Raw genomic sequence first — 24,297 nt, 5'->3', positions numbered from 1 at the left:
TATGTCAGAAAACATTTTTCCGAGCTGGCCCGACACCGCCCCGCAATTGATCGAAGTAGCCGCAGGCCGCGCACCCGCCGATACGGTGATCCGCCAGGGCATCTGGGTCAATGTCCACACCCGCGAACAGCTGCCGGGCCATGATATTGCGATCAAGGCCGGGCGTATCGCCTATGTCGGGCCGGATGCCTCCTATTGCACCGGGCCAGACACCCAGATCATCGAGGCCAACGGGCGTTACATGATCCCCGGCCTGTGCGATGCCCATATGCATATCGAGAGCGGCATGCTCACCCCCGCGGAATTTGCCCGCGCGGTGATCCCGCATGGCACCACCTCGATGTTCACCGACCCGCATGAGATTGCCAATGTGCTGGGTCTGGACGGGGTGCGCTATATGCATGACGAGGCGCTGATGCAGCCGGTCAATATCTTCACCCAGATGCCCAGTTGCGCGCCCTCGGCGCCGGGGCTGGAAACCACCGGTTATGAAATCTTTGCCGAGGACGTGGCTGAGGCGATGAACTGGCCCGGCATCATCGGGCTGGGGGAGATGATGAACTTCCCCGGCGTCGCCAACGCCGACCCCAAGATGCTGGCCGAAATCGCCGCAACCCAGCGCGCAGGAAAAACCGTGGGCGGCCATTACGCCTCCCCCGACCTTGGCCCGGACTTCGCGGCCTATGTGGCCGGCGGCCCAGCCGATGACCACGAGGGCACCTGCGAGGCTGACGCCATCGCGCGAGTGCGCCAGGGTATGCGGTCGATGATGCGGCTCGGCTCTGCCTGGTATGACGTCGAGAGCCAGATCACCGCCGTCACCGAGAAGGGCCTGGACCCGCGCAACTTCATTCTCTGCACCGATGACTGCCACTCCGGCACGCTGGTCAACGACGGCCACATGAACCGGGTGGTGCGCCACGCCATTGCCTGCGGCTGCGACCCGGTGATTGCGCTGCAGATGGCGACCATCAACACCGCCACCCACTTCGGGCTGGAGCGGGAGATCGGCTCCATCACCCCGGGCCGCCGCGCCGATGTGATCCTGACCTCGGACTTGAGCGAACTGCCGATCGAGGTGGTCATCGCCCGCGGGCAGATCGTGGCGGAATCAGGCTCTATCAAGGTCGACTGCCCGCACTACGACTGGCCCGCCAGCGCCCGCGGCACCGTACACCTGGGCCATGAGCTGACCGCGAAGGACTTCGAACTGGCCGCGCCGGAGGGCGCCAATGCGGTCACTGCCAATGTGATCGGCGTGGTCGAAAACCAGGCCCCGACCAAGGCGCTGCGGGCGGAGCTGCCAGTGGTCGACGGGCTGGTCGAGGGCAGCGGCGATGTCTGCCAGATCGCGCTGGTGGAACGCCACCGCGCCACCGGCGGCGTCACCAACGCGTTTGTCTCCGGCTTCGGCTACAGCGGTAAAATGGCGATGGCCTCAACCGTGGCGCATGACAGCCACCATATGATCGTGGTTGGCACCGACCGTGAGCAGATGGCGCTGGCGGCCAACCGGCTGGCGCAGGTGGGCGGCGGCATCACCATTTACAGGGACGGGCAGGAACTGGCGCTGATCGAACTGCCGATCGCTGGCCTGATGTCCGACAGCCCCGCCACCGAGGTCGCCGCCAAGGCACAGGTGATGGTGGAGGCGATGCAGGCCTGCGGCTGCGCCCTTAACAACGCATATATGCAGCACTCGCTTCTGGCGCTGGTGGTGATCCCGGAACTGAGGATCTCCGACCTGGGCCTGGTCGACGTGCGCACATTCCAGAAAATCCCGGTAATCGAGCCTGCCCAATGATAACAACAAAACACCCCGGCCATCCGCCGGACGAAAGCTTCAACGACGCAACCGAGGCCGTGGACCGGCTGGAGCTGCTTTATAATCAGGCCACCGGGTTCCTCTGCGATGAGTTCATCCGCGCAATGGCGGACGGCGCGCCGGACAACCAGCGCATCCGCGCCTACTACCCGGAGATCCGGTTCTCCACCCTGACCTTCGCACAGGTGGACAGCCGCCTCAGCTTTGGCCACGTCTCCGCACCCGGCACCTATGCCACCACGGTGACCCGGCCGGACCTGTTCCGCAATTACCTGATCCAGCAAATCACCCTGCTGATCCGCAACCACGGCCAGCCGGTCACCATCAGCGTCTCGGACACCCCGATCCCGGTGCATTTCGCAGTGGCCTCGCGCCCGGACCTGACGGTGCCGCAAGAGGGTGCGGCGGGCTTCACCCTGCGCGATGTGTTTGACGTGCCGGATCTGTCGACCACAAATGACGACATCGTCAACGGCACCTACCAGCCGCCCAACGGCACCGGCCCGCTGGCGCTATTTACTGCCCAGCGCATCGACTACTCGCTGGCGCGGCTCAGCCATTACACAGCCACCAGCCCGGAGCATTTCCAGAACCACGTCCTGTTCACCAACTACCAGTTCTACGTGGCAGAGTTCGAAGCCTATGCCCGCGCCCAGCTGGCGGATCCGGACAGCGGCTATACCAGTTTTGTCAGCACCGGCGATCACGAGATAACCGGTCCTGACGCGGTGATCCCCGAGGCCGGCAAGCTGCCGCAAATGCCCACCTACCATCTGAAGCGCGAGGACGGGAACGGCGTCACCCTGGTCAACATCGGCGTCGGCCCCTCCAATGCCAAGACCGCAACCGACCACATCGCGGTGCTGCGCCCGCATGCCTGGCTGATGGTCGGCCATTGCGCCGGCCTCAGGAACACACAGGCGCTGGGGGACTTCGTGCTGGCGCATGGCTACCTGCGCGAAGATCACGTGCTGGACGACGACCTGCCAATCTGGACCCCGATCCCGGCGCTTGCGGAAATCCAAGTCGCGCTGGAGGAGGCGGTGGCCGAGATCACCGAATACGAAGGCTTCGACCTCAAGCGGATCATGCGCACCGGCACCGTCGCCACCATCGACAACCGCAACTGGGAGCTGCGCGACCAGTCCGGCCCGGTGCAGCGCCTCAGCCAGTCCCGCGCGGTGGCGCTGGACATGGAAAGCGCCACCATCGCCGCCAACGGCTACCGCTTCCGGGTGCCCTACGGCACGCTGCTCTGTGTTTCGGACAAGCCGCTGCACGGTGAGCTGAAGCTCCCGGGCATGGCGTCGGACTTTTACCGGACCCAGGTTGCGCGCCATCTGCAAATCGGCATAAGAGCTATGGAACGCCTGCGCGGCATGCCTCTGGAGCGCCTGCACAGCCGGAAATTGCGCTCGTTCGACGAAACAGCCTTCCTCTAAGGCGGTTTTTTGCAGTTTTCCTAGAAAAAATGCCCATTTTGGACTGTGCGGAGCACACAAGAAGTTGTGTTATCATACAACATAACGATAATGTCACGCGATGAGGCCCCACAGTTCGGGCAGTTTAAGGAGACGAAGAATGTCCAAACCGATGACCAAAACCCAGCTTGTTGCCGCTCTGGCAGAGGAAATGGGCAGCGACAAGAAAGTCGCAGGTTCCGCACTGGAAGCGGTCTGCTCGCTGATCACCCGCGAAGTGTCGGGCGGCGGTGCCGTGACCCTGCCGGGCGTCGGCAAGATCTACTGCCGCGAGCGTCCCGAGCGCGAAGTGCGCAACCCGGCCACCGGTGAGAAGTTCACCAAGGAAGCCGACAAGGTGGTGAAAATGACCATCGCCAAAGCGCTGAAAGACAGCGTGAACGGCTGATACCGGACCTGATCCGGACGGTTTGAGGGCTGCCCGCTGCGGGCGGCCCTTTTCTTTTGCCCCCGCACATACGGCCAACAGTTCGCCCGCCGCCGCAGCGTTGCTGATTGCAATGCCGGGTCCAGAGGCGCAGGCTGAGATCAACGCACAAGAGGGGGCCGCACCATGGAGAACGTCAATCTGCTGCTGATCCTGGGTGCCGCTTTGCTGGCCGGCGTCAGCCCCGGCCCGGCCACCCTGACCATCGCCGGCACTGCCATGCAGCGCGGCCGCGCCGCCGGGCTGGCACTGGCGGCCGGCGTCAGCAGCGGCTCACTGATCTGGTCGGTCTCTGCCGCATTTGGCCTGGGTGCGGTGATGCTGGCCAATGCCTGGATGTTCGAAGTGGTCCGCTACTTCGGCGCCGCCTACCTGATGTATCTGGCGATCCGCTCGGCGCGTTCTGCCCTGCGTTCCGGCGCCCCGGAACTGCGCCCCTCGGCAGCGCCCTCGCTGCGCGCAGCTTACGCCAAGGGGCTGGCGCTGCATCTGACTAATCCGAAGGCGATCCTGTTCTTCGGCTCGCTCTACGCCATTGGCATTCCGCCCGGCACCGAGCCCTCGGCGCTGCTGGTGGTAATTGCCGCCATCGCAGTGCAAAGCACGCTGATCTTCCACGGCTACGCGATCCTGTTTTCCAGCGCCGCCGCCAGCCGCATCTACATCCGCCTGCGTCGCGTGTTCGAGGCCCTGTTCGCCGCCGCCTTTGGTGCCGCCAGCTGGCAGATCTTCGCAGCCCGGCTCAGCTGACAGGGCTTGAATAACGGGGCTTGATCCCGCCGCCCGCTTCCCCGACAGTCCGCCGCAGCAGAAAGGGTTGGGACAATGGACGCACGCGCAATAGCCATGGGGCTTGCCTTTGCCCTGATGTGGTCCTCGGCCTTCACCTCGGCGCGGATCATCGTGCAGGATGCCTCGCCGCTGTTTTCCCTCGCTGTGCGGTTCCTGATCTCCGGCCTGATCGGCGTCGCCATTGCCCGCGCCATGGGCCAGACCTGGCGGCTGACTCCGGGCCAGTGGCGCGCGACGGTGATCTTCGGTGTCTGCCAGAACGCGCTCTACCTCGGCCTCAACTTTGTCGCCATGCAATGGATCGAGGCCTCCCTGGCCGCCATCATCGCCTCCACCATGCCGCTGCTGGTGGCACTGGCCGGCTGGATGCTGTTCGGAGAGCGGCTGCGGCCCCTCGGCTACGCCGGATTGCTCGCGGGCATCTTGGGCGTTGCCCTGATCATGGGCACCCGCCTCAGCGCCGGCGTGGACCTGACGGGCGTCTTCCTCTGCGTGATTGGCGTGCTGGCCCTCACCACCGCAACCCTCGCCCTGCGCGGCGCCACCTCCGGCGGCAACTTCATGATGGTGGTGGGGCTGCAGATGCTGATCGGCTCTGCCATCCTGTTTGTCGCCGCACCGCTGAGCGAGGAAATATTCGTCAACCCCACCTGGCGGCTGGCGGCGGCCTTTACCTACACCACCATCGTGCCGGGACTGATGGCGACCTTCATCTGGGTGCTGCTGCTGAACCGCATCGGCGCGGTGCGCGCCGCCACCTTCCACTTCCTGAACCCGGTATTCGGCGTCGCCGTCGCCAGCGTGCTGCTGGGCGAGAAACTGGGGCCGCTCGACGTGCTGGGCGTTGCCATCGTCACCGGCGGCATCCTGGCGGTCCAGCTCTCCCGCCAGCCTGCACAGCCGCAAACAGGGCCCTCCCGCGCGGCAAAGCCGGGCTGACACCCGCCCCTGCCCCTTGGGCCCGGCGCCGCTGCCGCGGCGCGGCCCCGTTGCAAGTCCTTGCGTTTCCGCCGTAACCTGATCCCCAAAGACATAAGCAGGAGGACGCGGCATGAGCACGCAACTATCCCAGGTGCTGGACGCAATCGACGCCGCCAATGCCAAGGATCCGACCCTGGAAGACGGCCAGCCCGCCGCGCTGCTCTATGGACAGCGGATGAGCGCGGAGCAGCAACGCCTGTTCCCGGACGCAGCCGAGCCGCTGCAAATTGCCGCCCGCGGCCAGCATGTGGAGCGCTGGAAGCTGGAGCGCAGCGCCTTCCCCGAAGGCCGCGCCGGCTACCTCGCCTGGCGCAAGGCCGAGGCAGAGCACCACGCCGAAGTGGTCACCGCGCTGATGCAGGACGCAGGCTACGGCGCAGAAGACGTGGACGCCGCCGCAAAGATGCTGCGCAAGGAGGGCATCAAGCGCGATGATCAGGTGCAGGCGCTGGAGGACATCATCTGCTTTGTCTTCCTGAAATGGTACTTTGAACCCTTCGCCGCCAAACACCCGGCAGACAAGGTGCAGCGCATCGTCGAAAAGACCGCCCGCAAGATGTCGGCAGAAGCCCGCGCCCGTGTGCTGGGTGAGTTCACCCTGCCCGCAGAGCTGGCCGGCGCCTTCGCCGCCTGAGCCGCCCCGCACACGGCTTTGCGAGCCGCCTGTAACAGGGCTTTGCATTTGCGGCTACAGACCCCATGTTCTGCTGCAACGCGAACAGGCGGGAGGACACCATGACCAAATACTTCAAAAACCCGGACGCCGTTGCAGCACTGTCGGAGGAAGAGTTCTATGTGACCCAGAACGCAGGCACCGAACGCCCCGGCACCGGCAAGCTGCTCTATAACAAGGAGCCGGGCATCTATGTCGACATCGTGTCGGGCGAACCGCTGTTTGCCTCCTCCGACAAATACGAATCCGGCTGCGGCTGGCCCAGTTTCACCAAGCCGATCGAATCCGCGCATATCCAGGAACTGGAAGACCGGACCCTCGGCATGATCCGAACCGAGGTCCGCTCCACCCATGGCGACAGCCACCTGGGCCATGTGTTCCCGGACGGGCCGATGGACCGCGGCGGCCTGCGCTACTGCATCAACTCCGCCTCCCTGCGGTTTGTCCATCTGGACGACATGGAGGCCGAGGGCTATGGCGCCTATATCAACCAAGTGGAGGTCGTGAAATGAGCACCACCGAACGCGCCGTCCTGGCAGGCGGCTGTTTCTGGGGCATGCAGGAACTGATCCGCAAACGCCCCGGCGTCATCAGCACCCGTGTCGGCTATACCGGCGGCGACGTGCCCAATGCCACCTACAAGAACCACGGCACCCATGCCGAGGGAATCGAGATCATCTTTGATCCCACCGTCACCTCCTTCCGGGAACAGCTGGAGTTCTTCTTCCAGATCCACGACCCGACCACGGTCAACCGCCAGGGCAATGACCTGGGGATGAGCTACCGTTCCGCGATCTACTACACGGACGAGACGCAAAAGGCCGTGGCCGAAGACACCATCGCAGATGTGAACGCCTCCGGCCTCTGGCCCGGCAAAGTGGTCACCGAACTGGCGCCGGTTGGCGACTTCTGGGAGGCTGAGCCTGAGCATCAGGACTATCTGCAGCGCCTGCCCAATGGCTACACCTGCCATTTCGCCCGCCCCGATTGGGTGCTGCCGAAACGGAACGCCGCCGCAGAATAGGCTCTAACAAGGCCCTTCCTTCAGCCCCGCCCTCCGGCGGGGCTTTACGCTTCCAGAGCAATCCAATCCCCGCGCTTCTTTCTGGTCAGAAATACCCCCACCGGAGGCCGCGGGTTTTCCACGAAAACCCGCTACCTGGAAACAGGTTCAATCGTGCGCCACCCGCGGCCGCCCGCTGGCTTCCACCGTCAGCGTGCCTTCAACAAACACTTCCCGCGACTCCACCTGCGCGGTGCGGATATCCCGCTCCACATGCATATGAATGTCCTCGGCGCCCGCTTCCTCTGCTGCACCGCGAGCCTCACCCGCCAGCGCTGCCTCCAGCGCAGCCAGCGCCTCGTCTGAGGCCTGGTAGTCCACCGGCCCACTCTCCAGATGCACCCGGTATTTGCCCTCGGAGGGCGAGGTCACGGTGCCGCTGCGCCGCATGGTCACCCGCCCCACCACAGCACCGATGGCGTTGGCCACGCCCGCATGTTCCGGCAGGATCATGTTGCAATGCAGCCGCTCCCCCACCGCCGGGTAATAGCTGGGGGCAGAGGCCCCCAGCCCCACCACATCGACATTCAGCGACGCATCCAGCGCCAGCAGCCCGCGGTGCTTTGCCAGCCCGCGTTGCATCAGCACATGCCGCGCCAATTGATCCTCTGGCAGGCCAAAATCCTCGGCTTCTTCCGCAAAAGCAGACTCCAGCAAGGTCAAAGCGGTCTGTTCGGTCAGCTGATCAATGATCATCTGCGCCAGTGCCTCCGCGTCTTTCGCGACCATGTCGCCGCTGCCCACCCGGCGGCGGGCAAACAGTGTCAGCGCCTTCTCTGCCGCCTCGCGGTCCCAGGCCTCCACCCGGCCCAGCACATGGCTGGCATCCGAGGGCGTCACGCCGGAAACCTGCACCAGCCCGCGGTCCACCAGCCGGCCCAAGGAGCCATGCTCCATCCGGGTGCGCAGGATCTGCCCCAAGGGATGCACCTGCATCCCGATCCGCGCCAGCAGCCCGGCCTCCCGCTCGCTCAGGCCCGCCACCGGCACCCCCGGCACCGCCCGCACAAAGCGCCCGTCAAATTCGCCCACGGTGGAATTGCGCAGCTGCTCGTCCAGCGCCGCATGCACCACCTCCGGCGCGTCGGTGGCAATCAGCGAAACCGGCACCACCCGCCGCGGCCCCAGGGTCAGCCCGCCGGACAGCCCGCTGGTGTTCAGATGCACCTGGCTGTCACCGCCCAGGCCCGTGGTGCGCATCGCCACCGCCTCCACCATGGTGCGGAACGCCCCGACCCGCGCGCCTGCGGGGTCAATCGCGGGCTTGCCGTCCTTGATCAGCGCCACATCCGTGGTGGTGCCGCCGATGTCGCTCACCAGCGCATGATCCGCCCCGGTCATCCAGCGCGCACCGACAATCGACGCCGCCGGGCCGGACAGGATGGTCTCAATCGGCCGCTCCCGCGCCTGCTCGCCGCTCATCAGCGCGCCGTCGCCGCGCACCACCATCATCGGCGCCTCGATCCCCAGATCGCGCAGCGTGTCCTGCGCCCGCCCGATCAGCCGGTCAATCATGCCGATGAGGCGCGCATTCAGCACTGCCGTCACCGCCCGCTTGGGCCCGTTCAGCTTGGCCGACAGCTGGTGCGAGCAGGTGGCCGGCGCGCCGGTCATCTCATGAATGATCCGCGCTGCTTCCACCTCATGCGCCGGATTGCGGGTGGCAAAGACACTGGCCACGGCAAAACCCGTCACCCCCTGGCCCTCGGTGCGCAGGAACAGCTCCAGCGCCTCTGTGTCCAGGGGCGCAGCCTCGCTGCCGGCATGGGTATGACCGCCGCCGATCACCAAGGCCGGATCGCCCTTCAGCGCGTCCCGCAGCCCGTGCCGGTCCAGATCATCCTCCTTAAAGCCGATATAGATCAGCGCCACCCGGCCGCCCTGGCCCTCGACCAGCGCATTGGTGGCCAGGGTGGTGGACAGCGCCGCCAGCGAGACCTCCTGCGGCTGTACTCCGGATTGCTCCAGCACCGCCCGGATCGCGCCGCCGACACCAATTGCCAAATCCTGGCGCGTCGTCAGCGACTTGGCAGAGGCGATCACCTCCTTCTCGTCGCGGATCAGCACCGCATCGGTATAGGTTCCGCCCGTGTCCACTCCCAGCAGCAACGCCATGCCCAGCCCTCTCAAACTCTGTTCGCCGGACCGGGTGTAACGCCTATTTGCGGCCCGTCCATCCTGTTTGCGTCACGAAAGCCGTTGAACCGCCCATCGCGCCGCATCCGCCACCGCCGGGTCCGGATCCTCCGCCAGCCGCTGCGCCACTTCGCGCAGCTCCGCCAGGCCGGAATTGCCAATGGCATAGAGCACATTGCGTACAAAGCGGTCGCGCCCGATACGCTTGATCGGCGAGCCGGAGAACTTCTCCCGGAACGCAGCGTCATCCAGCACCGCAAGCTCTGCCAGCCGCGGCGCCTTCAGCTCGTCGCGCGCGGCATAGCGCATGTCGCTGGCCGCCACCGCAAATTTGTTCCAGGGGCAAGCCGCCAGGCAGTCATCGCAGCCATAGATCCGGTTGCCCATCTTGCCGCGCAGCTCCTCCGCCACCGGCCCTTTGTGCTCAATAGTCAGGTAGGAAATGCAGCGCCGCGCATCGACTTGATAGGGCGCCGGAAAAGCATCGGTCGGGCAGCTGTCCAGACAGGCCCGGCAGGACCCGCAGCGGTCCGGCTCCGCCACATCCGCCGGCAGCTCCAGTGTGGTGAAAACAGACCCTAAAAAGGCCCAATTCCCCCAATCGCGGCTCACCAGGTTGCTGTGCTTGCCCTGCCAGCCCAGCCCTGCCGCCATGCCCAGCGCCTTTTCCGGCACCGGCGCGGTATCGACAAAAACCTTCACCTCGCAATCCGCCCCGGCCTCGGCAATCAGCCAGCGCGCCAGCCGCTTCAGCCGTTTCTTGACCAGATCGTGATAGTCTTTGCCCCGGGCATAAACCGAGACCGCGCCGCGGTCCGCCTGCCCCACCACCGCCATCGGGTCCTCCTCAGGCGTGTAGCTTTCGGCCAGCATGATCACCGAGCGCGCCTCCGGCCACAGCTGCGCCGGGTCGCCGCGCCAATGGCTGCGCTCCGCCATCCACCCCATCTGCCCGTGATAGCCCGCGTCCAGAAACGCCTGCAGCCGCCCCGGCACCTGCGGCACGTCCCAGGGCCGGCAGATGCGGCAGGACACAAACCCCTCGGCCAGCGCCTGAGCGACCAGTTTTTCCTTGATGCCGGCTCCGTCTTTCATCTTTGCCCAAATACTCCGGGGGAGCGGCCCATCAGGGCCGCGGGGGCAGCGCCCCTCAACCGGTTGATATCAGAAATCCAGATCGGTGTAATGCGGCGGCGGCCGGAACCCCGGCACCTGATCCGCCAGGATCGACCGGAACGCAGGCCGCGACTTGATCTTGGCGTACCAGTCCTTGACCACCGCCGAGCGGTTCCAGTCCACATCCGAGATGTAGTCCAGCGACGACAAATGTGCCGCCGCGGCGAAATCCGCCAGCGTCATCATATCCCCGGCCAGCCAGCGCCGGTGGTCCAGCAGCCAGGCCATGTAATCCAGGTGGTACTTGATCGCCTTGGCGCCGGCCTTGACGTTGCGGCTGTCGGGATAACCCTCGCCGGTGATCTTCTTGTTCACCCGCTCATACAGCAGCTTTGACGTGACCTCATGGTGGAACTTGTCGTCAAACCAGCTCACCAGGCGGCGCACCTCATAGCGGCCCTCGGCATCTTTGGGCATCAGCGGCGGCTCGGGCCGGGTTTCCTCCAGGTATTCGCAGATCGCCGCGCTTTCGGCCATCATCTGGCCGTCCAGCCGGATCACCGGCACCTTGGCGGCCGGGTTGCGGCGCAGAAAGTCCGGATCCTGCTCCCAGTAGCGCTCCTCGACCAGCTCAACCTCGATCTTCTTCTCTGCCAGCGACAGCCGCACCTTGCGGCAATAGGGGGACAGGGGAACGTGGTACAGGCGCGCCATGGCTACAGGGGGTCTCCAGAAAACTTACAACGGTTGTTTCAGCAATGCCTTGGGCAGCAGAAAGATTCAATCCTCGAAACAATCCGCGCGCCCGTCTGCGCGAATGGTAGCCGCCCCGTCCTGGATCTGCCGCGCCCGGCGCTGCACAAAGTTTGAGGGCTTGCGGGCCGACCGCTCTTTGGGATTGGGCAGCACCGCGGCAATCAGCGCCGCCTGCCGCGCGCTCAGCTGATCCGGGCCAACCCCGAAATACTTGCGCGCTGCCGCTTCGGCGCCGAACACGCCCTCATCCATTTCGGCCACGTTCAGGTAAACCTCAAGAATGCGCCGCTTGCTCCAGAAGATCTCAACCACCGGCGTCAGCAGCGTCTCCAGCACCTTGCGCGGCCAGCTGCGACCTTGCCACAGGAACACGTTCTTCACAACCTGCTGCGAGATGGTCGAGCCACCGCGGCTGCCGCCGGCCTCGATCGCGGCCTGAATGGCACGGGCATCAAAGCCCCAATGGCGGCAGAACTGCGCATCCTCCGCCGCCACGACAGAACGCGCCAGCACCGGCGAAATTTCCTCCAGCGGCACCCACATACGGTCAACCTCGCCCAGTCGGCGCTGTTCAGCCCAGATGGTGTGGGTGATTGGCGGGTTCACCACGGAATAAAGCAGGATCAGCAGCAGGAACACTGCTGAAACCGCCAGCACCGCGCGCAAAACCCAGCGCCGCAGCCAGCGCAGCGGCTGGACCTTCAGCCTTGCCGCCTTCTTGCTGCTCTTGGATTTCTTTTTCTTTGCCACTGCCTTCGCCATGACTCTCTATAGGCCAGCATGCCCCCGGGAACCAACCGCCAAAAAGAAAACCCCGCAAGCATTTGCCTGCGGGGTTCTGATTTTCGTCTCTAACTTGGCTTATTCCGCCGGAACCGCGGCCTGCTCCTGCATCACAGGATGCGGCAGCTTGTCGAGCATCTCCTTCGGGCAGACCTGCAGGAAGTTTGCCTTCTCGCTCTCCCAATGCTGCAGGATTTCTGCAGCCTTGCGGCTTCCTGTTTCGTCCAGGTGACGGGCAATCAGACCTTTCAGCTCCGCCTCCCAATGCGCCACGGTGACCGGGCAGGTGACCAGTGATTCCATGTTCATCAGGCTCGCAGCCTTGCCTTCCGGATCATAGAGATAGGCCATGCCGCCGGTCATGCCCGCGCCGAAGTTGGCACCGATCGAGCCGAGGATCACCGCAACGCCGCCGGTCATGTATTCGCAGCCATTGGAGCCGCAGCCCTCGATCACCACCTTGGCGCCGGAGTTGCGGACAGCGAAACGCTCGCCCGCGCGGCCCGCCGCAAACAGGTAGCCATCGGTGGCACCGTACAGCACGGTGTTGCCGATGATGGTGTTTTCGCTCGCCACCAGCGGGCTCACCTGCGGCGGGCGCACCACGATGATGCCGCCCGACAGGCCCTTGCCGACATAGTCGTTGGCATCGCCCGACACTTCCAGCTTCAGCCCCGGCGCCGCAAAGGCGCCCAGCGCCTGGCCGGCAGAGCCCTGCAGCTTCACTGTCAGGTGATCCGGCTGGAACGAATTCCGCATGCCGAAGTTGCGCACGATGTGGCTGGAGGTGCGGGTGCCCACGGTGCGGTGGGTGTTCTGCACCGCATAAGACAGCTGCATCTTCTCGCCGTCCTGCAGGAAGCGGGCCGCGTCGCGCACGATCTCCGCATCCAGCGTGTCCGGCACTGCGTTGCGGTCCTTGTCGCGGTTGTAGACGATATTCGCGGAGCCATCGACGGTGATCAGCAGCGGGTTCAGGTCCAGGTCGTCCAGATGCGCAGAACCGCGCGACACCTGCGCCAGCAGGTCGGCGCGTCCAATCACCTCGTCCAGCGAACGGGCGCCGATGGAGGCGAGGATTTCGCGCACTTCCTGGGCGTAGAAGGTGATCAGGTTCACCACCTTGTCCGCACTGCCGGTAAATTTGGCCCGCAGGCTCTCGTCCTGGGTGCAGACCCCCACCGGGCAGGTGTTGGACTGGCACTGGCGCACCATGATGCAGCCCATGGCGATCAGCGCCGCGGTGCCGATGCCGTATTCCTCGGCGCCCAGCATTGCCGCCATTACGATATCACGCCCGGTGCGCAGGCCGCCGTCGGTGCGCAGCGTAACCCGGTCGCGCAGGTTGTTCATCGCCAGCACCTGATGCGCCTCGGTCAGGCCCATCTCCCACGGCAGGCCCGCGTATTTGATCGAGGTCGCAGGCGACGCCCCGGTGCCGCCGTTGTGGCCCGAGATCAGGATGATATCGGCCTTCGCCTTGGCCACGCCGGCCGCGATGGTGCCAACGCCCGAAGATGCCACCAGCTTGACCGTCACCTTGCAGCGCGGGTTGATCTGCTTCAGGTCATAGATCAGCTGCGCCAGATCCTCGATCGAGTAGATATCGTGGTGCGGCGGCGGCGAGATCAGGGTTACGCCCTTGGTGGAGTGGCGCAGGCGGGCAATCAGGTCGGTAACCTTCATCCCCGGCAGCTGGCCGCCCTCACCGGGCTTGGCGCCCTGGGCCACCTTAATTTCCAGTTCTTCGCACTGGTTGAGGTATTCGGCGGTCACGCCAAAGCGGCCCGACGCCACCTGCTTGATCTTGGCAGAGGGGTTGTCGCCGTTCGGCTCCGGCACGAAATGTGCCGGATCTTCACCGCCCTCGCCGGAGTCGGATTTGGCGCCGATCCGGTTCATCGCCACGTTCAGCGTCTTATGCGCCTCCGGGCTCAGCGCACCCAGGGACATGCCCGGGGTCACGAAGCGTTTGCGGATCGAGGTGATCGATTCCACTTCCTCAATCGGCACCGCCTTGCCCAGCGGCTTGATCTGCAAGAGGTCGCGCAGGTGGATCGGCGGATTGCTCTGCATCTTCGCCGAATACTGCTTCCACAGCTCATAAGACGCGCGGTTGCAAGCCATCTGCATCATATGCATGGAGGTCGCTTCCCACGCATGTGTCTCACCCGACTTGCGCGCCTTGTAGAAACCGCCGATGGGCAGAATGCCTTCCGGCGCCTTCCAGGCCTTTGCGTGGATTTCCTCCGCCTTGGTCTGGATGCCAGTGACACCGATGCCGGAAATGCGCGAGGTCATGCCCGGGAAATATTCCGCACACATGGCGCGGGACAGACCCACTGCCTCAAAGTTCAGACCGCCGCGGTAGGACGACACGACCGAGATCCCCATCTTGGCCATGATCTTCAAGAGGCCCTGGTCGATGGCTTCGCGGTAGCGGGCAACATTGTCGGTCAGCGACCCGTCCAGCAGCCCGCGCTCAATGCGGTCCGCCAGCGAATCCTCAGCCAGATAGGCATTCACCACGGTGGCGCCGCAGCCGATCAGCACCGCAAAGTAATGCGGGTCGATGCATTCCGCGGACCGCACATTCAGCGAGCAGAAAGTGCGCAGCCCCTTGCGGGTCAGATGCGAATGCACGGCAGAGGTCGCCAGGATCATCGGCATCGCCAACTTGTCCGCGCCGGAATGCTGGTCGGTCAGCACAATGTGGCCGGCGCCGGAACGCACGGCTTCCTCGGCCTCGGCCCGGATCCGCGCCAGTGCGGCGTTCAGCGAGCCGCGGCCCGGCGCAAAGGAACAGTCGATCTCTGCCAGCGGCGCGTTGAACTGCTCCACCAGCTTGTCCCACTGGGCATTGCCGACAAACGGGCTCTCCAGCACGATGATCTCAGTCTGGGAGCTGTCCTCGTCCAGCACGTTCTTCAGGTTGCCGAAGCGCGTCTTGAGGCTCATCACCCGGAATTCCCGCAAGCTGTCGATCGGCGGGTTGGTCACCTGGGAGAAGTTCTGGCGGAAGAAGTGGCTCAGCGGCCGGTACATCTTGGACAGAACCGCAGACGGGGTGTCATCGCCCATCGAAGCCAGCGATTCCTTGCCGTCCTCGGCCATCGGCGCCAGGATCTGCTCCAGCTCCTCGATCGTGTAGCCCGCGGCCACCTGGCGGCGGCGCAGCTCCTCGCCGCTGAACAGCGGCTGCTCACTCACTTGGGCCAGGGTTGCGTCCAGATCGTTGATCCGCTTGACCCAATCGCCGAACGGCAGCGCGCGCGCCAGCTTGTCCTTGATCTCGGTGTCGCGGAACAGTTTGCCCTTGTCCATATCCACGGCCAGCATCTGGCCCGGGCCCAGGGCGCCCTTCTCGACCACCGATGCCTCGTCAACCGGCACCATGCCCGCCTCGGAACCCGCAATCACCAGCCCGTCACCGGTCACCACATAGCGCATCGGGCGCAGGCCGTTGCGGTCCAGACCCGCGCAGACCCAGCGGCCGTCGGTCATCGCCAGCGCCGCCGGGCCGTCCCAGGGCTCCATCACGGAGTTGCAGTAGGAATACATGTCGCGCCAGGCCTGCGGCAGTTCCACCGCCTGCTTGGACCAGCTTTCCGGCACCAGCATGGTCTTTGCCATCGGCGCCGAGCGGCCCGCGCGCACCAGAACCTCGAACACCCCGTCCAGCGCGGCGGAGTCAGACGCACCACCCGGCACGATCGGCTTGATGTCCTCGGCATAGTCACCAAAGGTCGCCGACGCCATGCGGATCTCATGGCTCTTCATCCAGTTCAGGTTGCCCTTCAGCGTGTTGATCTCGCCGTTGTGCGCCAGCATCCGGAACGGCTGCGCCAGCCACCACTGCGGGAAGGTGTTGGTGGAATAGCGCTGGTGATAGATCGCAAAGGCGCTCTCAAACCGCTCATCCATCAGGTCCGGGTAGAACACGGCCACCTGCTCCGCCAGCATCATCCCCTTGTAGATGATCGAGCGGCAGGACAGCGACGCGATATAGAGGCCCGAGATCGCAGCCGCATTGGCCGCCTTCTCGATCCGGCGGCGGATCACATACAGCTCGCGCTCAAACGTTTCCTCATCCACACCCTTGGCGTTGGAGATCAGGATTTGCTCGATTTCGGGACGGGTCGCATTGGCCTTTTCACCCAGACAGGTCACATCGACCGGCACATGGCGCCAGCCGTAGATGGAATAGCCCATGCGCAGAACTTCGGTCTCGACGATGGTCCGGCAGCGCTCCTGGGCGCCGAAATCGGTGCGCGGCAGGAACACCTGGCCCACCGCCATCAGCTCATCCTGACGCGGCTCGTGGCCGGTGCGGCGGATCTGGTCATAGAAGAACGGAACCGGGATCTGCACATGGATGCCCGCGCCGTCGCCGGTCTTGCCGTCGGCATCCACCGCGCCGCGGTGCCAGATCGCCTTCAGCGCGTCGATGCCGGCCTCAACCACCTTGCGGCTTTTCTTGCCGTCGACCGAGACCACCAGGCCCACGCCGCAGGAGGAATGCTCTTCTTCCTCGGAATACAGGCCGTTTTCAGCCATCCACTTGCGCTTGGCTTCCTCGGCGCGCACCCAATCGGCATCATATTTGGTCATTGGCTGGTTCCTTCTACGGAGGGGGCAAACATCTCGATCACGTCGGCGCCGGTCAGTTTCCGGCTGCTGCTGTCGAAGGCGTAGCCCGCTGGCTTCTTGTCGATGTAAAGTTCCAGGCGCAACTCGTTGCCGCCTGCGTTTTCAAACAGGCCAGCCGACATTTGCGTCTGGCCCTTATGTTCTCCCGCGGTCATCCGGTACCACAGCGCCGATCCGCATTTGCCGCAGAACGCCCGCTCGGCCCAGCCGGAGGACTCATAGGTTTGCACCGGCCCCAGCGCCGCATAGCCGCTGGCCGCCTGAAAGCTCAGGAACGGGCCGCTGGCCCAGCGCTGGCACATTTCGCAGTGGCAGGCGGAAACGGACGCGCGCGCCGGGGTGGCGGTGACGGTCACCGCGCCGCACATGCATTGTCCCTTCAACTCGCTCATTTCCATGTTCCTTCTGCTGGCTGGGTCAGCATTACTGACCTTGCTGCGGTTCGCTCGCTGCTCCGCCGGTGCACAGGGGGTGCACAGACGGTGTACGGGGGGGTGCCGGCTTATTCCGCCGCCACCACGGCCTTGCTGTTGAAGTTCTCGAGGATCGCTTCGGCGCAGTCGCGGCCGTCCTTGATCGCCCAGACCACCAGCGAGGCACCACGCACGATGTCGCCCACCGCATAGACGCCGTCCAGTTCGGTGGCGCCGGTCTTGAACGCCGCCTTGACGGTGCCCCAGCGGGTCACCGGCAGTTCCGGCTGGTTCCACAGGGTGGGCAGCTCTTCCGGCTCAAAGCCCAGGGCTTTGATCACCAGATCGGCCTCCTCGACGTAGTCCGCGCCTTCGATCACTTCTGGCGCCTGACGGCCCGAAGCATCCGGCTGGCCCAGGCGCATCTTTTGCACCATCACGCCAGACACCTTGCCGCCCTCGTCGGTGAAACCCTTGGGCGCCGAAAGCCATTCAAAGATCACGCCTTCTTCCTCGGCGTTCTGGGTCTCCCGCTGGGAGCCCGGCATGTTGGCGCGGTCGCGGCGGTAGAGGCATTTGACCGAGGTTGCGCCCTGACGGATCGAGGTGCGCACGCAGTCCATCGCGGTATCGCCGCCGCCGATCACCACAACCTTCTTGCCTTCGGCATTCAGGCTGCCGTTGTCGAACTCAGCAACTTCATCGCCAAAGCTCTTCTTGTTGGAGGCACACAGGAAGTCGATCGCCTTGACGATGCCTTCGGAACCGCTGCCCGGCATTGCCAGATCGCGCGACTTATAAACGCCGGTGGCGATGATCACCGCGTCATGCTTGCCACGGATTTCCTCAAACGAGATGTCCTCGCCCACGTTGCAATTCAGCACAAAGGTCACGCCACCGTCAGCCAGCAGCTTGTTGCGGCGCTCGACCACATCCTTTTCCAGCTTGAAGCTGGGGATGCCGTACATCAGCAGCCCGCCAGCGCGGTCATAGCGGTCATAGACAGTGACCTGCACACCGGCCTTGCGCAGCATATCCGCTGCCGCCAGGCCGCCGGGGCCGGCGCCGATGATGCCAACGCTTTCGCTGCGCTCGGCCAGCGGTGCGGCGGGCTTCACCCAGCCGTTTTCCCAGGCGGTGTCGGTGATGTATTTCTCAACCGAGCCGATGGTCACGGTGCCGTGGCCCGACTGTTCGATCACGCAGTTGCCTTCGCACAGGCGGTCCTGCGGGCAGATGCGGCCGCAGATCTCCGGGAAGGTATTGGTGGCCTGGCTGGTGGCATAAGCCTCTTCCAGGCGGCCGGTCGCGGTCAGGCGCAGCCAGTCGGGGATGTTGTTGTGCAGCGGGCAGTGGCTCTGGCAATAGGGCACACCGCACTGGCTGCAGCGGCTGGCCTGCTCCTCAGCCTTGGCAGCAGCGTACTCCGCGTAAATCTCATTGAAGTCTTCCTTGCGTACACTCGCGTCACGCTTTTGAGGCATGTCGCGTTCGATCTGCACAAATTTCAGCATCGGTTGCTTGGCCACGGGCTGGACTCCATCGTTTGTCTGGCTGCGCTGGCACCCTTGCAGGTACGGATACGCTTTTATGTCAACTTTACTGACCTATTTTGTCAGCACTTTACTCCTGATATCGTGTTTCGTGGAAATGTACAGAATTTTTAGGTCCACATCGGACCTTAATAATGACTTTCCAATCCAGAGCCGGGATTTATACAGAGTCGCGACAGTTTACGGCCCGTCCGCGGCCCTAAAGGAATGATTTCAGCATGCCGCTTTTCCAGCTGATCCTTGTTGCATTGATCCAAGGCATCACCGAATTCCTGCCTGTTTCCTCCTCCGGCCACCTGATTCTGCTGCCCGGCCTCACCGGGCTGGAGGACCAGGGCCAAGTGATCGACGTCGCCGTGCATGTCGGCACACTGGCGGCTGTGATGATCTATTTCTGGGGTGATGTGCGCGAGGGGCTGATCGGCCTGCCCCGCGCCCTGACCGGCCGAATGGACACACCCGGCGCGCGGCTGGCCATGGGGCTGATCGTGGCCACCATTCCCACCGTCCTGTTCGGCGCCCTGCTGCATTTCACCGGCCTCAGCGATGCGCTGCGGTCCATTACCGTGATCGGCTGGACCATGCTTGGTTTTGGATTGGTACTCTACTGGGCCGACCAGAAGGGCGCCGAGGTGAAACAGGCAGGTGATTGGGGCCTGCGCGACGCGCTAATCATGGGGCTGTGGCAAATGCTGGCGCTGATCCCCGGCACCTCGCGCTCCGGCATCACCATCACCGGTGCGCGGCAGCTGGGATATACCCGCGAGGACGGCGCCCGCATTGCCATGCTGATGTCGATTCCGACCATTATCGCCTCCGGCGTTCTGCTGGGAACCGAGGTGGCGCTGGAGGCCAACACCGCGCTGCTGCGCGATGCCGGGATCGCCGCCCTCTTGGCAATGCTATCGGCGCTGGCCGCGCTCAGCCTGATGATGCGGCTGCTGCGCTCCGTCAGCTTCACACCTTATGTGATCTACCGGGTGATCCTGGGTGTTGTGCTGCTGACCGTCGCCTACACCAGCTGAGGCGCAAAGAAAAAGCGCGGGGGAAATCCCCGCGCTCTCAGACCTTGAAATACCTTGCAGATCAGGCGCCGTTGCGCAGGTTGCGGGCAGAGCCTGTCATCTCGTCATACTGGCCGGAGGGGCGGAACTTCCACAGGTAGTCTGGCAGCACGGAGCCAACCGTCACCGGGTCAATGCCCAGATCCGCAAAACCCTTGGCGCCGTCAGACACCACATTGTCCGACTTCAGGCTTTTCAGCTGGTCGCGGGTCAGCATTTTGTTCTCGATCAGCTGGAAGCTGACGAACTGCAGCACGTCAAAGCCAAAAGCCACCAGCTTGGCAGCAAAGCCCGGCAGCGAGATGATGACACGGCGGCGGTGGATCACCTCCAGCATCTGCTCCATCAGCGCACGGAAGGTTTTCACTTCCGGCCCGCCCAGCTCATAGACGCCGCCTTCTGCTTCGCCCAGCGCGCCCTTGACTGCAGCTTTGGCCACGTCATCTGCAAACACCGGCTGGAATTTGGTGCCGCCAGCCGCAATCGGAAGAAAGGGCGACAGGCGGGTCATGCCGGCAAAGCGGTTGAAGAAGCCGTCCTCGGCCCCGAAGATCACCGAGGGGCGCAGGATCACGGCACCCGGGAAATGCTGCTGCACCGCAGCTTCACCAGCGGCCTTGGTGCGGGAATATTCGCTGGCGGCATCCGCATCGGCACCAATCGCCGAGATATGCACCAGATTGGCAACGCCCTGCTCAGACGCGATGCGGGCGATGCGGCCCGCGCCCTCTGCGTGGATGGCGCCAAAGGTGTTCTTGCCCAGCTCGTTCAGCACGCCGACACAGTTCACAACTGCATCCGCCCCCTGCATCACCGACGCGACCGACATATCGTCGCGGACGTTGCAGAACACCGGCTCCACCTGGCCCGGAACACCGTAGGGCTTCACATGCATGGCTTCATTGGGACGGCGCACGGCGACCCGCACGCGCCAGCCTTCCTTGGCCATGCGCCGTGCGATGTAGCGGCCCACGAAACCGGATCCGCCATAGATCGTGACCAGTTTGGACATCATTTGGCTCCTGAACTTAGCTGCCCCTATGCTGTAGCGCCGCAAGAGACGCCGAACAAGGCGCAAAACGTGGGAATACGGTCACTGTGACGGCTGAAAACGCGGGAAACACCGGTCCTTCGCTGCAATTGCAGCGAATTGGTTAACCCGGCCTTCAGTCCTGCCAGCTAGAAGGAAAATGCTGCAGCAAAATCACATGTTTCTGCGGTTGTTACTGGTGCAGGCAGTTGTTCAGGAGGCCAATCAGAATGACGGACGAAGACAACAAGGACCTGATCCGCAAAAGCATCGAAAACGAGAAGATGGATCTCGACGCATTTGTTCCGGCTTTCTATGCCAAATTCTTTTCCGCCTGCCCGGACATACGCGGTCTGTTTCCAGAGGATCTGGCCCAGCAGGAGGAAAAGCTGCTGGCATCACTGACCCATATTGCAGAAGCATTGGACGATTCCGAACGGCTGGATGCGATCCTGAAGCTGCAGGGCGAAAAGCATCGCAAGCTGGAGGTGTCGGATGACCATTTCGATGGCTTCATCAACAGTTTCACCGGCGCCCTGTCGGACACGCTTGGCCCGGACTGGAACCGCGAAACGCAGCAGGCATGGACCGGTTTCCTGACCGATGTGGCCGTAAAAATGAACTTTATGACGCGGGTCTAAGAACCGGCCGGCTGAATTTTTTTCCCGCCTTGCTGTTCGGCTTGTTTTCCGTTTGACGCTGCCTGCGACTCCGCTTATACGCCGGTTCCACGACACCTGCCCAGGTGGCGGAATTGGTAGACGCGCTAGCTTCAGGTGCTAGTGTCCGTATGGACGTGGAGGTTCGAGTCCTCTCCTGGGCACCATTCCCCGAAATACAATTGAACACTGCCAGCGCAGGACAGTTGTGCCTGCGGGCAGCGTGCCGGTTCAGCTACCCGAAAAGAAAAACGGCAGGGCTCGCCTGCCGTTCTCAAACAGCCTTCTGCTGATCTGCAGCCGGTCTCAGTTCACTTCTTTGACCGTGTCCTGCACATCGCCGCCGGATTCTTCCGCGGCATCCACGATCTCAGCATCCTCCACCGGTTCCGCGCTCTTGTCCTCCAGCGCGCCGGTGATCAGCGGCAGCATGTGGGCGGCCGCAACGCTGGCAACCTCCGGCGTCTCCGGGCGCTTCCAGGACAAGGTGTCAAAGCTGGAGCAATGCTCGCAGACCGGTGCCCATTCCGCGTGGATGTGGTTGCAGCTGTCGCAGACCCATTGCGGCCCGCGCGGTGCGGTCAGCGCCTTGGCCAGCCATCCCTGCACCACCTTGTCGCTGGCGCCTTCGCCGCGCTCAATCGCAGCCATCAGCGTCAGCGCGCGGGCATCCGGCGCCCGTTTGGCCAGGTCATTCAGCCAGCGGCGGGCTTCGGGGAAATCCTCTGCCACGATGTTCAGCTCCGCCATCACCAGCCGGGCCTCATCATTCAGCGGCTTGATACGCGCCAGCTGGTCAAACCGTTTGACGCGCTCAGCAGGGGTTTCCTCCGGCTCGATTTCGGCAAAGGCATGAGCCAGATCCGGATGCGGCTGGTTTTCCCAGGCTTTCTTCAAGAGCCGCACAGCCGGGCGTTTCTTGCCCTTGGCGATATAGGCGCGGGCGGCCATGGCGGCAGCCGGGACCAGATCCGGCGACAGGCGGTTTGCTTCGATCGCCTGCTCCTGCTGCTCGACCGTTGCGCCTTCGTCCAGAACCCCCTTGGAGGCCGACAGCGCCAGCACGGCATCGCGGCGTTTGTACACATCGCGCGGCAGGGTGCCGGTCTTGAGCTTGGTTGACAGAGTCTTGCGCGCACCCGCCCAATCCTCGGCTTGCGCCTGCAGGCGCAGCAGCGTGTCCTGCACCTCCTCATGCTTGGGCCGCAGCGCCAGCGCCTTTTCGGCCAGCTGGCGGGCAGTGTCGGTGTCGCCTTCCGAGAGCTTCTGTTTCATGATGCCGCGCACCCCGACAAACCGGGTCGGCTGGTTGGACAGCAGGCGCTTGTAGGCCTCGGCGGCCTTGTGGGTGTCGCCGCTCATCTCTGCCGCCTGCGCCACCAGCAGATCGGTCAGTTCCGGCTTTTGCAGGTATTTCTCGGCCCGCGCCGCCTTGGCCAGCGCCAGCCGCCCTTCGCCAGAAGCCAGAGCCATCAGCCCGTCGGACAGCGCCTGATAGCCCTTACGCTCGCGGCCCTTGTCCCAATAGCGCGACAGGGCAGTTTCATCGCCATTCAGGAAATGCAGGGTGGCGACCAGCAGCGACAGCAGCTTGAGGAACAGCCAGACACCCACAACCAGCACGCCCAGCGCGATGACCGATTGCAGTGCGCTCAGCGTGTATTCGGTGCCGGCGACGGTGATTTGCATTCCGCCGGCAGTTTCCATCAGCAGGCGGCCCCCAAAGGCCAGAAGCGCGACAATTGCGACAAATACGAGGATCTTCAACAACGACCAGAGCATGGCGGCTTCCTTATTTGGCTTGCAGGCTTTGGGCCAGTTCAGCAGCTGCCGTCACAGCAGCCACCCGCGCATTTGCCGCGGCTTCCCAGCTGGACAGGGCGGCACGGGCCGTTTCGGGCAATACGGACAATTCATTCAACGCGTCCGGCAGCTTGCCGGCTGCCACCGCGGCCTCGGCACGGGACAGCACCGCGTCCGGGCCATCGCCCTCCTGCGGGGTGACCGAGCGCGCGCCAAGATGCCGGTTCACATAGTCCAGCAGGCCGCCGCTGCCCTTGGTTTCTTCGCGGGCTGCGGCCAGCGCGTCGCGCGCCGCCGGGGCAAAGCTGTCGCGCAGGGCGGAAAAGGTGGCAACACCGCTGTCAGCCGGGCCGGACAGTGCCGCGGGCACGTCCACGCCAAGGTTCGAAAGCTCCTGCACGTTAGCGGCATAGCTGTTGCCGCTGTCCAAGGCTGAGCGCAGTTGTGCAAGCTGGGTCTGGGCGCTGGCAATCCGTGCGGCCTCGGCACTGGCGGCATCCATTGCCTGGGCTTCGGCCAGCATCTGTTCGACTTCAGCGCGCTGCGCGGCAAGGCTATCCTGCAGCTTGCCCAGCTCGGTTTCAAATGCGGCCACAGCCTCGGGCGAGGCGCCCTCCGGCGGCCGGGTTTCCAATGCGGACACGCGGGCGGCCAGTGCGTCCAGATCCGCCCGCAAAGCCGCATCCGGTGCCGGCGCGCTCTTCAGCGGCTCAATTTCAGCGGTCAGGGCATCAATGCGGGACGCAAGCGGCGCAAGGTCGGGCGCCTGATTGGCTTCCACCTGCTGTTTCAAAGCGGCAAGGGCTGTTTCCAGCTCTGCCTGGCCGGTCTCAAGCGCGGTCAGATCAACACCGCCGCGCATAGAGGCAGGCAGCACGCTGTCGAGCCAGCCGCCCTGGCCGGCCACAAAGCCGATTACCGCGGCCACGGCGCCGCCCAGAACCGCAGAGCCGAAGCCGCCGCGTTTTTCCACCACCCGTTCGATTTCGCGGGGCGCCTCAGCCGCGGCAAGCGGCTCAACCGAAGCTTCTTCCCGCTCCGCAGCTGTATCCTGGCCGAAAGACGAAATCCCGGTCTCGGTCTCGGTCTCGG

General features: G+C 64.3%; 20 protein-coding genes and 1 tRNA gene. 11 read left to right on the top strand and 10 right to left on the bottom strand.

Translation table 11 applies throughout. From position 1 onward, the window contains the following. Position 1 precedes the first annotated feature (1 nt). The 8 genes from ade to msrA all read left to right on the top strand — a co-directional run bounded on the left by ade (position 2) and on the right by msrA (position 7,203). Positions 2–1,804, top strand: a complete 1,803-nt coding sequence (gene ade, locus GC1_RS20705) for an adenine deaminase (RefSeq protein ID WP_019297534.1) — start codon at positions 2–4, stop codon at positions 1,802–1,804. After that, on the top strand, positions 1,801–3,267 hold the full coding sequence (locus GC1_RS20700) for an AMP nucleosidase (RefSeq protein WP_019297533.1): 1,467 nt from the start codon (positions 1,801–1,803) through the stop codon (positions 3,265–3,267). Before ade ends, GC1_RS20700 begins: the two co-directional genes overlap by 4 nt. A 139-nt stretch (positions 3,268–3,406) precedes the next feature. Beyond that, positions 3,407–3,694, top strand: a complete 288-nt coding sequence (locus GC1_RS20695; protein WP_019297532.1) for an HU family DNA-binding protein — start codon at positions 3,407–3,409, stop codon at positions 3,692–3,694. A gap of 165 nt (positions 3,695–3,859) precedes the next feature. After that, positions 3,860–4,483 (top strand): LysE family translocator, encoded by a 624-nt coding sequence (locus tag GC1_RS20690; protein ID WP_019297531.1) that lies wholly within the window; start codon positions 3,860–3,862, stop codon positions 4,481–4,483. A gap of 75 nt (positions 4,484–4,558) precedes the next feature. Continuing rightward, a complete protein-coding gene (locus tag GC1_RS20685) occupies positions 4,559–5,464 on the top strand; it encodes a DMT family transporter (protein WP_019297530.1) in 906 nt (301 codons plus the stop codon). Between the two features lie 112 nt (positions 5,465–5,576). Next, positions 5,577–6,140, top strand: coding sequence for a DUF4202 domain-containing protein (locus GC1_RS20680; protein ID WP_019297529.1), 564 nt, complete (start codon positions 5,577–5,579; stop codon positions 6,138–6,140). 101 nt (positions 6,141–6,241) lie between these two features. Continuing rightward, positions 6,242–6,691, top strand: a complete 450-nt coding sequence (msrB, locus tag GC1_RS20675; protein ID WP_019297528.1) for a peptide-methionine (R)-S-oxide reductase MsrB — start codon at positions 6,242–6,244, stop codon at positions 6,689–6,691. Beyond that, complete coding sequence (gene msrA, locus GC1_RS20670; protein ID WP_019297527.1) at positions 6,688–7,203, top strand: peptide-methionine (S)-S-oxide reductase MsrA; 516 nt, start codon at positions 6,688–6,690, stop codon at positions 7,201–7,203. Before msrB ends, msrA begins: the two co-directional genes overlap by 4 nt. A gap of 147 nt (positions 7,204–7,350) precedes the next feature. On the opposite strand, the gene GC1_RS20665 is transcribed toward msrA, so the two are convergent. From GC1_RS20665 to GC1_RS20635, 7 genes are all read right to left on the bottom strand, one after another. Then, a complete protein-coding gene (locus GC1_RS20665; RefSeq protein ID WP_019297526.1) occupies positions 7,351–9,357 on the bottom strand; it encodes a hydantoinase/oxoprolinase N-terminal domain-containing protein in 2,007 nt (668 codons plus the stop codon). 72 nt (positions 9,358–9,429) lie between these two features. Next, the gene (gene queG, locus GC1_RS20660; RefSeq protein WP_019297525.1) at positions 9,430–10,473 is read right to left on the bottom strand and encodes a tRNA epoxyqueuosine(34) reductase QueG; all 1,044 of its coding nucleotides are present in this window, start codon (positions 10,471–10,473) and stop codon (positions 9,430–9,432) included. Between the two features lie 69 nt (positions 10,474–10,542). Further along, positions 10,543–11,208, bottom strand: coding sequence for an FtsZ-binding protein FzlA (gene fzlA / locus GC1_RS20655; RefSeq protein ID WP_019297524.1), 666 nt, complete (start codon positions 11,206–11,208; stop codon positions 10,543–10,545). Between the two features lie 66 nt (positions 11,209–11,274). Continuing rightward, positions 11,275–12,012: a monofunctional biosynthetic peptidoglycan transglycosylase gene (mtgA, locus tag GC1_RS20650; protein WP_019297523.1), complete on the bottom strand. Its 738-nt coding sequence runs from the start codon at positions 12,010–12,012 to the stop codon at positions 11,275–11,277. Between the two features lie 99 nt (positions 12,013–12,111). After that, positions 12,112–16,644, bottom strand: coding sequence for a glutamate synthase large subunit (gltB, locus tag GC1_RS20645; RefSeq protein WP_019297522.1), 4,533 nt, complete (start codon positions 16,642–16,644; stop codon positions 12,112–12,114). Beyond that, positions 16,641–17,075: a GFA family protein gene (locus GC1_RS20640; RefSeq protein ID WP_036762486.1), complete on the bottom strand. Its 435-nt coding sequence runs from the start codon at positions 17,073–17,075 to the stop codon at positions 16,641–16,643. Before GC1_RS20640 ends, gltB begins: the two co-directional genes overlap by 4 nt. A gap of 110 nt (positions 17,076–17,185) precedes the next feature. Further along, positions 17,186–18,625 (bottom strand): NAD(P)-dependent oxidoreductase, encoded by a 1,440-nt coding sequence (locus GC1_RS20635; RefSeq protein WP_019297520.1) that lies wholly within the window; start codon positions 18,623–18,625, stop codon positions 17,186–17,188. A gap of 242 nt (positions 18,626–18,867) precedes the next feature. Here GC1_RS20635 and GC1_RS20630 point away from each other — a divergent pair, with 242 nt between their 5' ends. Then, positions 18,868–19,674 carry an undecaprenyl-diphosphate phosphatase gene (locus tag GC1_RS20630; protein WP_019297519.1) on the top strand — a complete coding sequence of 269 codons (807 nt, stop codon included), beginning with the start codon at positions 18,868–18,870 and terminating at the stop codon, positions 19,672–19,674. Positions 19,675–19,735: 61 nt separating this feature from the next. On the opposite strand, the gene GC1_RS20625 is transcribed toward GC1_RS20630, so the two are convergent. Further along, a complete protein-coding gene (locus GC1_RS20625; RefSeq protein ID WP_029204950.1) occupies positions 19,736–20,725 on the bottom strand; it encodes a complex I NDUFA9 subunit family protein in 990 nt (329 codons plus the stop codon). A gap of 248 nt (positions 20,726–20,973) precedes the next feature. On the opposite strand from GC1_RS20625, the gene GC1_RS20620 reads away from it, so the two are divergent. Continuing rightward, a complete protein-coding gene (locus GC1_RS20620) occupies positions 20,974–21,384 on the top strand; it encodes a globin domain-containing protein (RefSeq protein WP_019297517.1) in 411 nt (136 codons plus the stop codon). Between the two features lie 98 nt (positions 21,385–21,482). Next, a tRNA-Leu gene (locus GC1_RS20615) sits at positions 21,483–21,569 on the top strand. Positions 21,570–21,708: 139 nt separating this feature from the next. On the opposite strand, the gene GC1_RS20610 is transcribed toward GC1_RS20615, so the two are convergent. After that, entirely contained in the window at positions 21,709–23,184 is a 1,476-nt protein-coding gene (locus GC1_RS20610) for a heme biosynthesis protein HemY (RefSeq protein ID WP_019297516.1), read from the bottom strand. A 10-nt stretch (positions 23,185–23,194) separates the two neighbouring features. Then, positions 23,195–24,297 (bottom strand): COG4223 family protein (locus GC1_RS22640; protein WP_019297515.1); only part of this gene is annotated, 1,103 nt, incomplete at its 5' end.

It is taken from the genome of Leisingera sp. ANG1 (genome assembly GCF_000203975.2).
Classification (GTDB): Bacteria; Pseudomonadota; Alphaproteobacteria; order Rhodobacterales; family Rhodobacteraceae; genus Leisingera.
The sequence above is the reverse complement of the archived record's forward strand: the minus strand, read 5'-3'. Positions and strand labels throughout refer to the sequence as shown.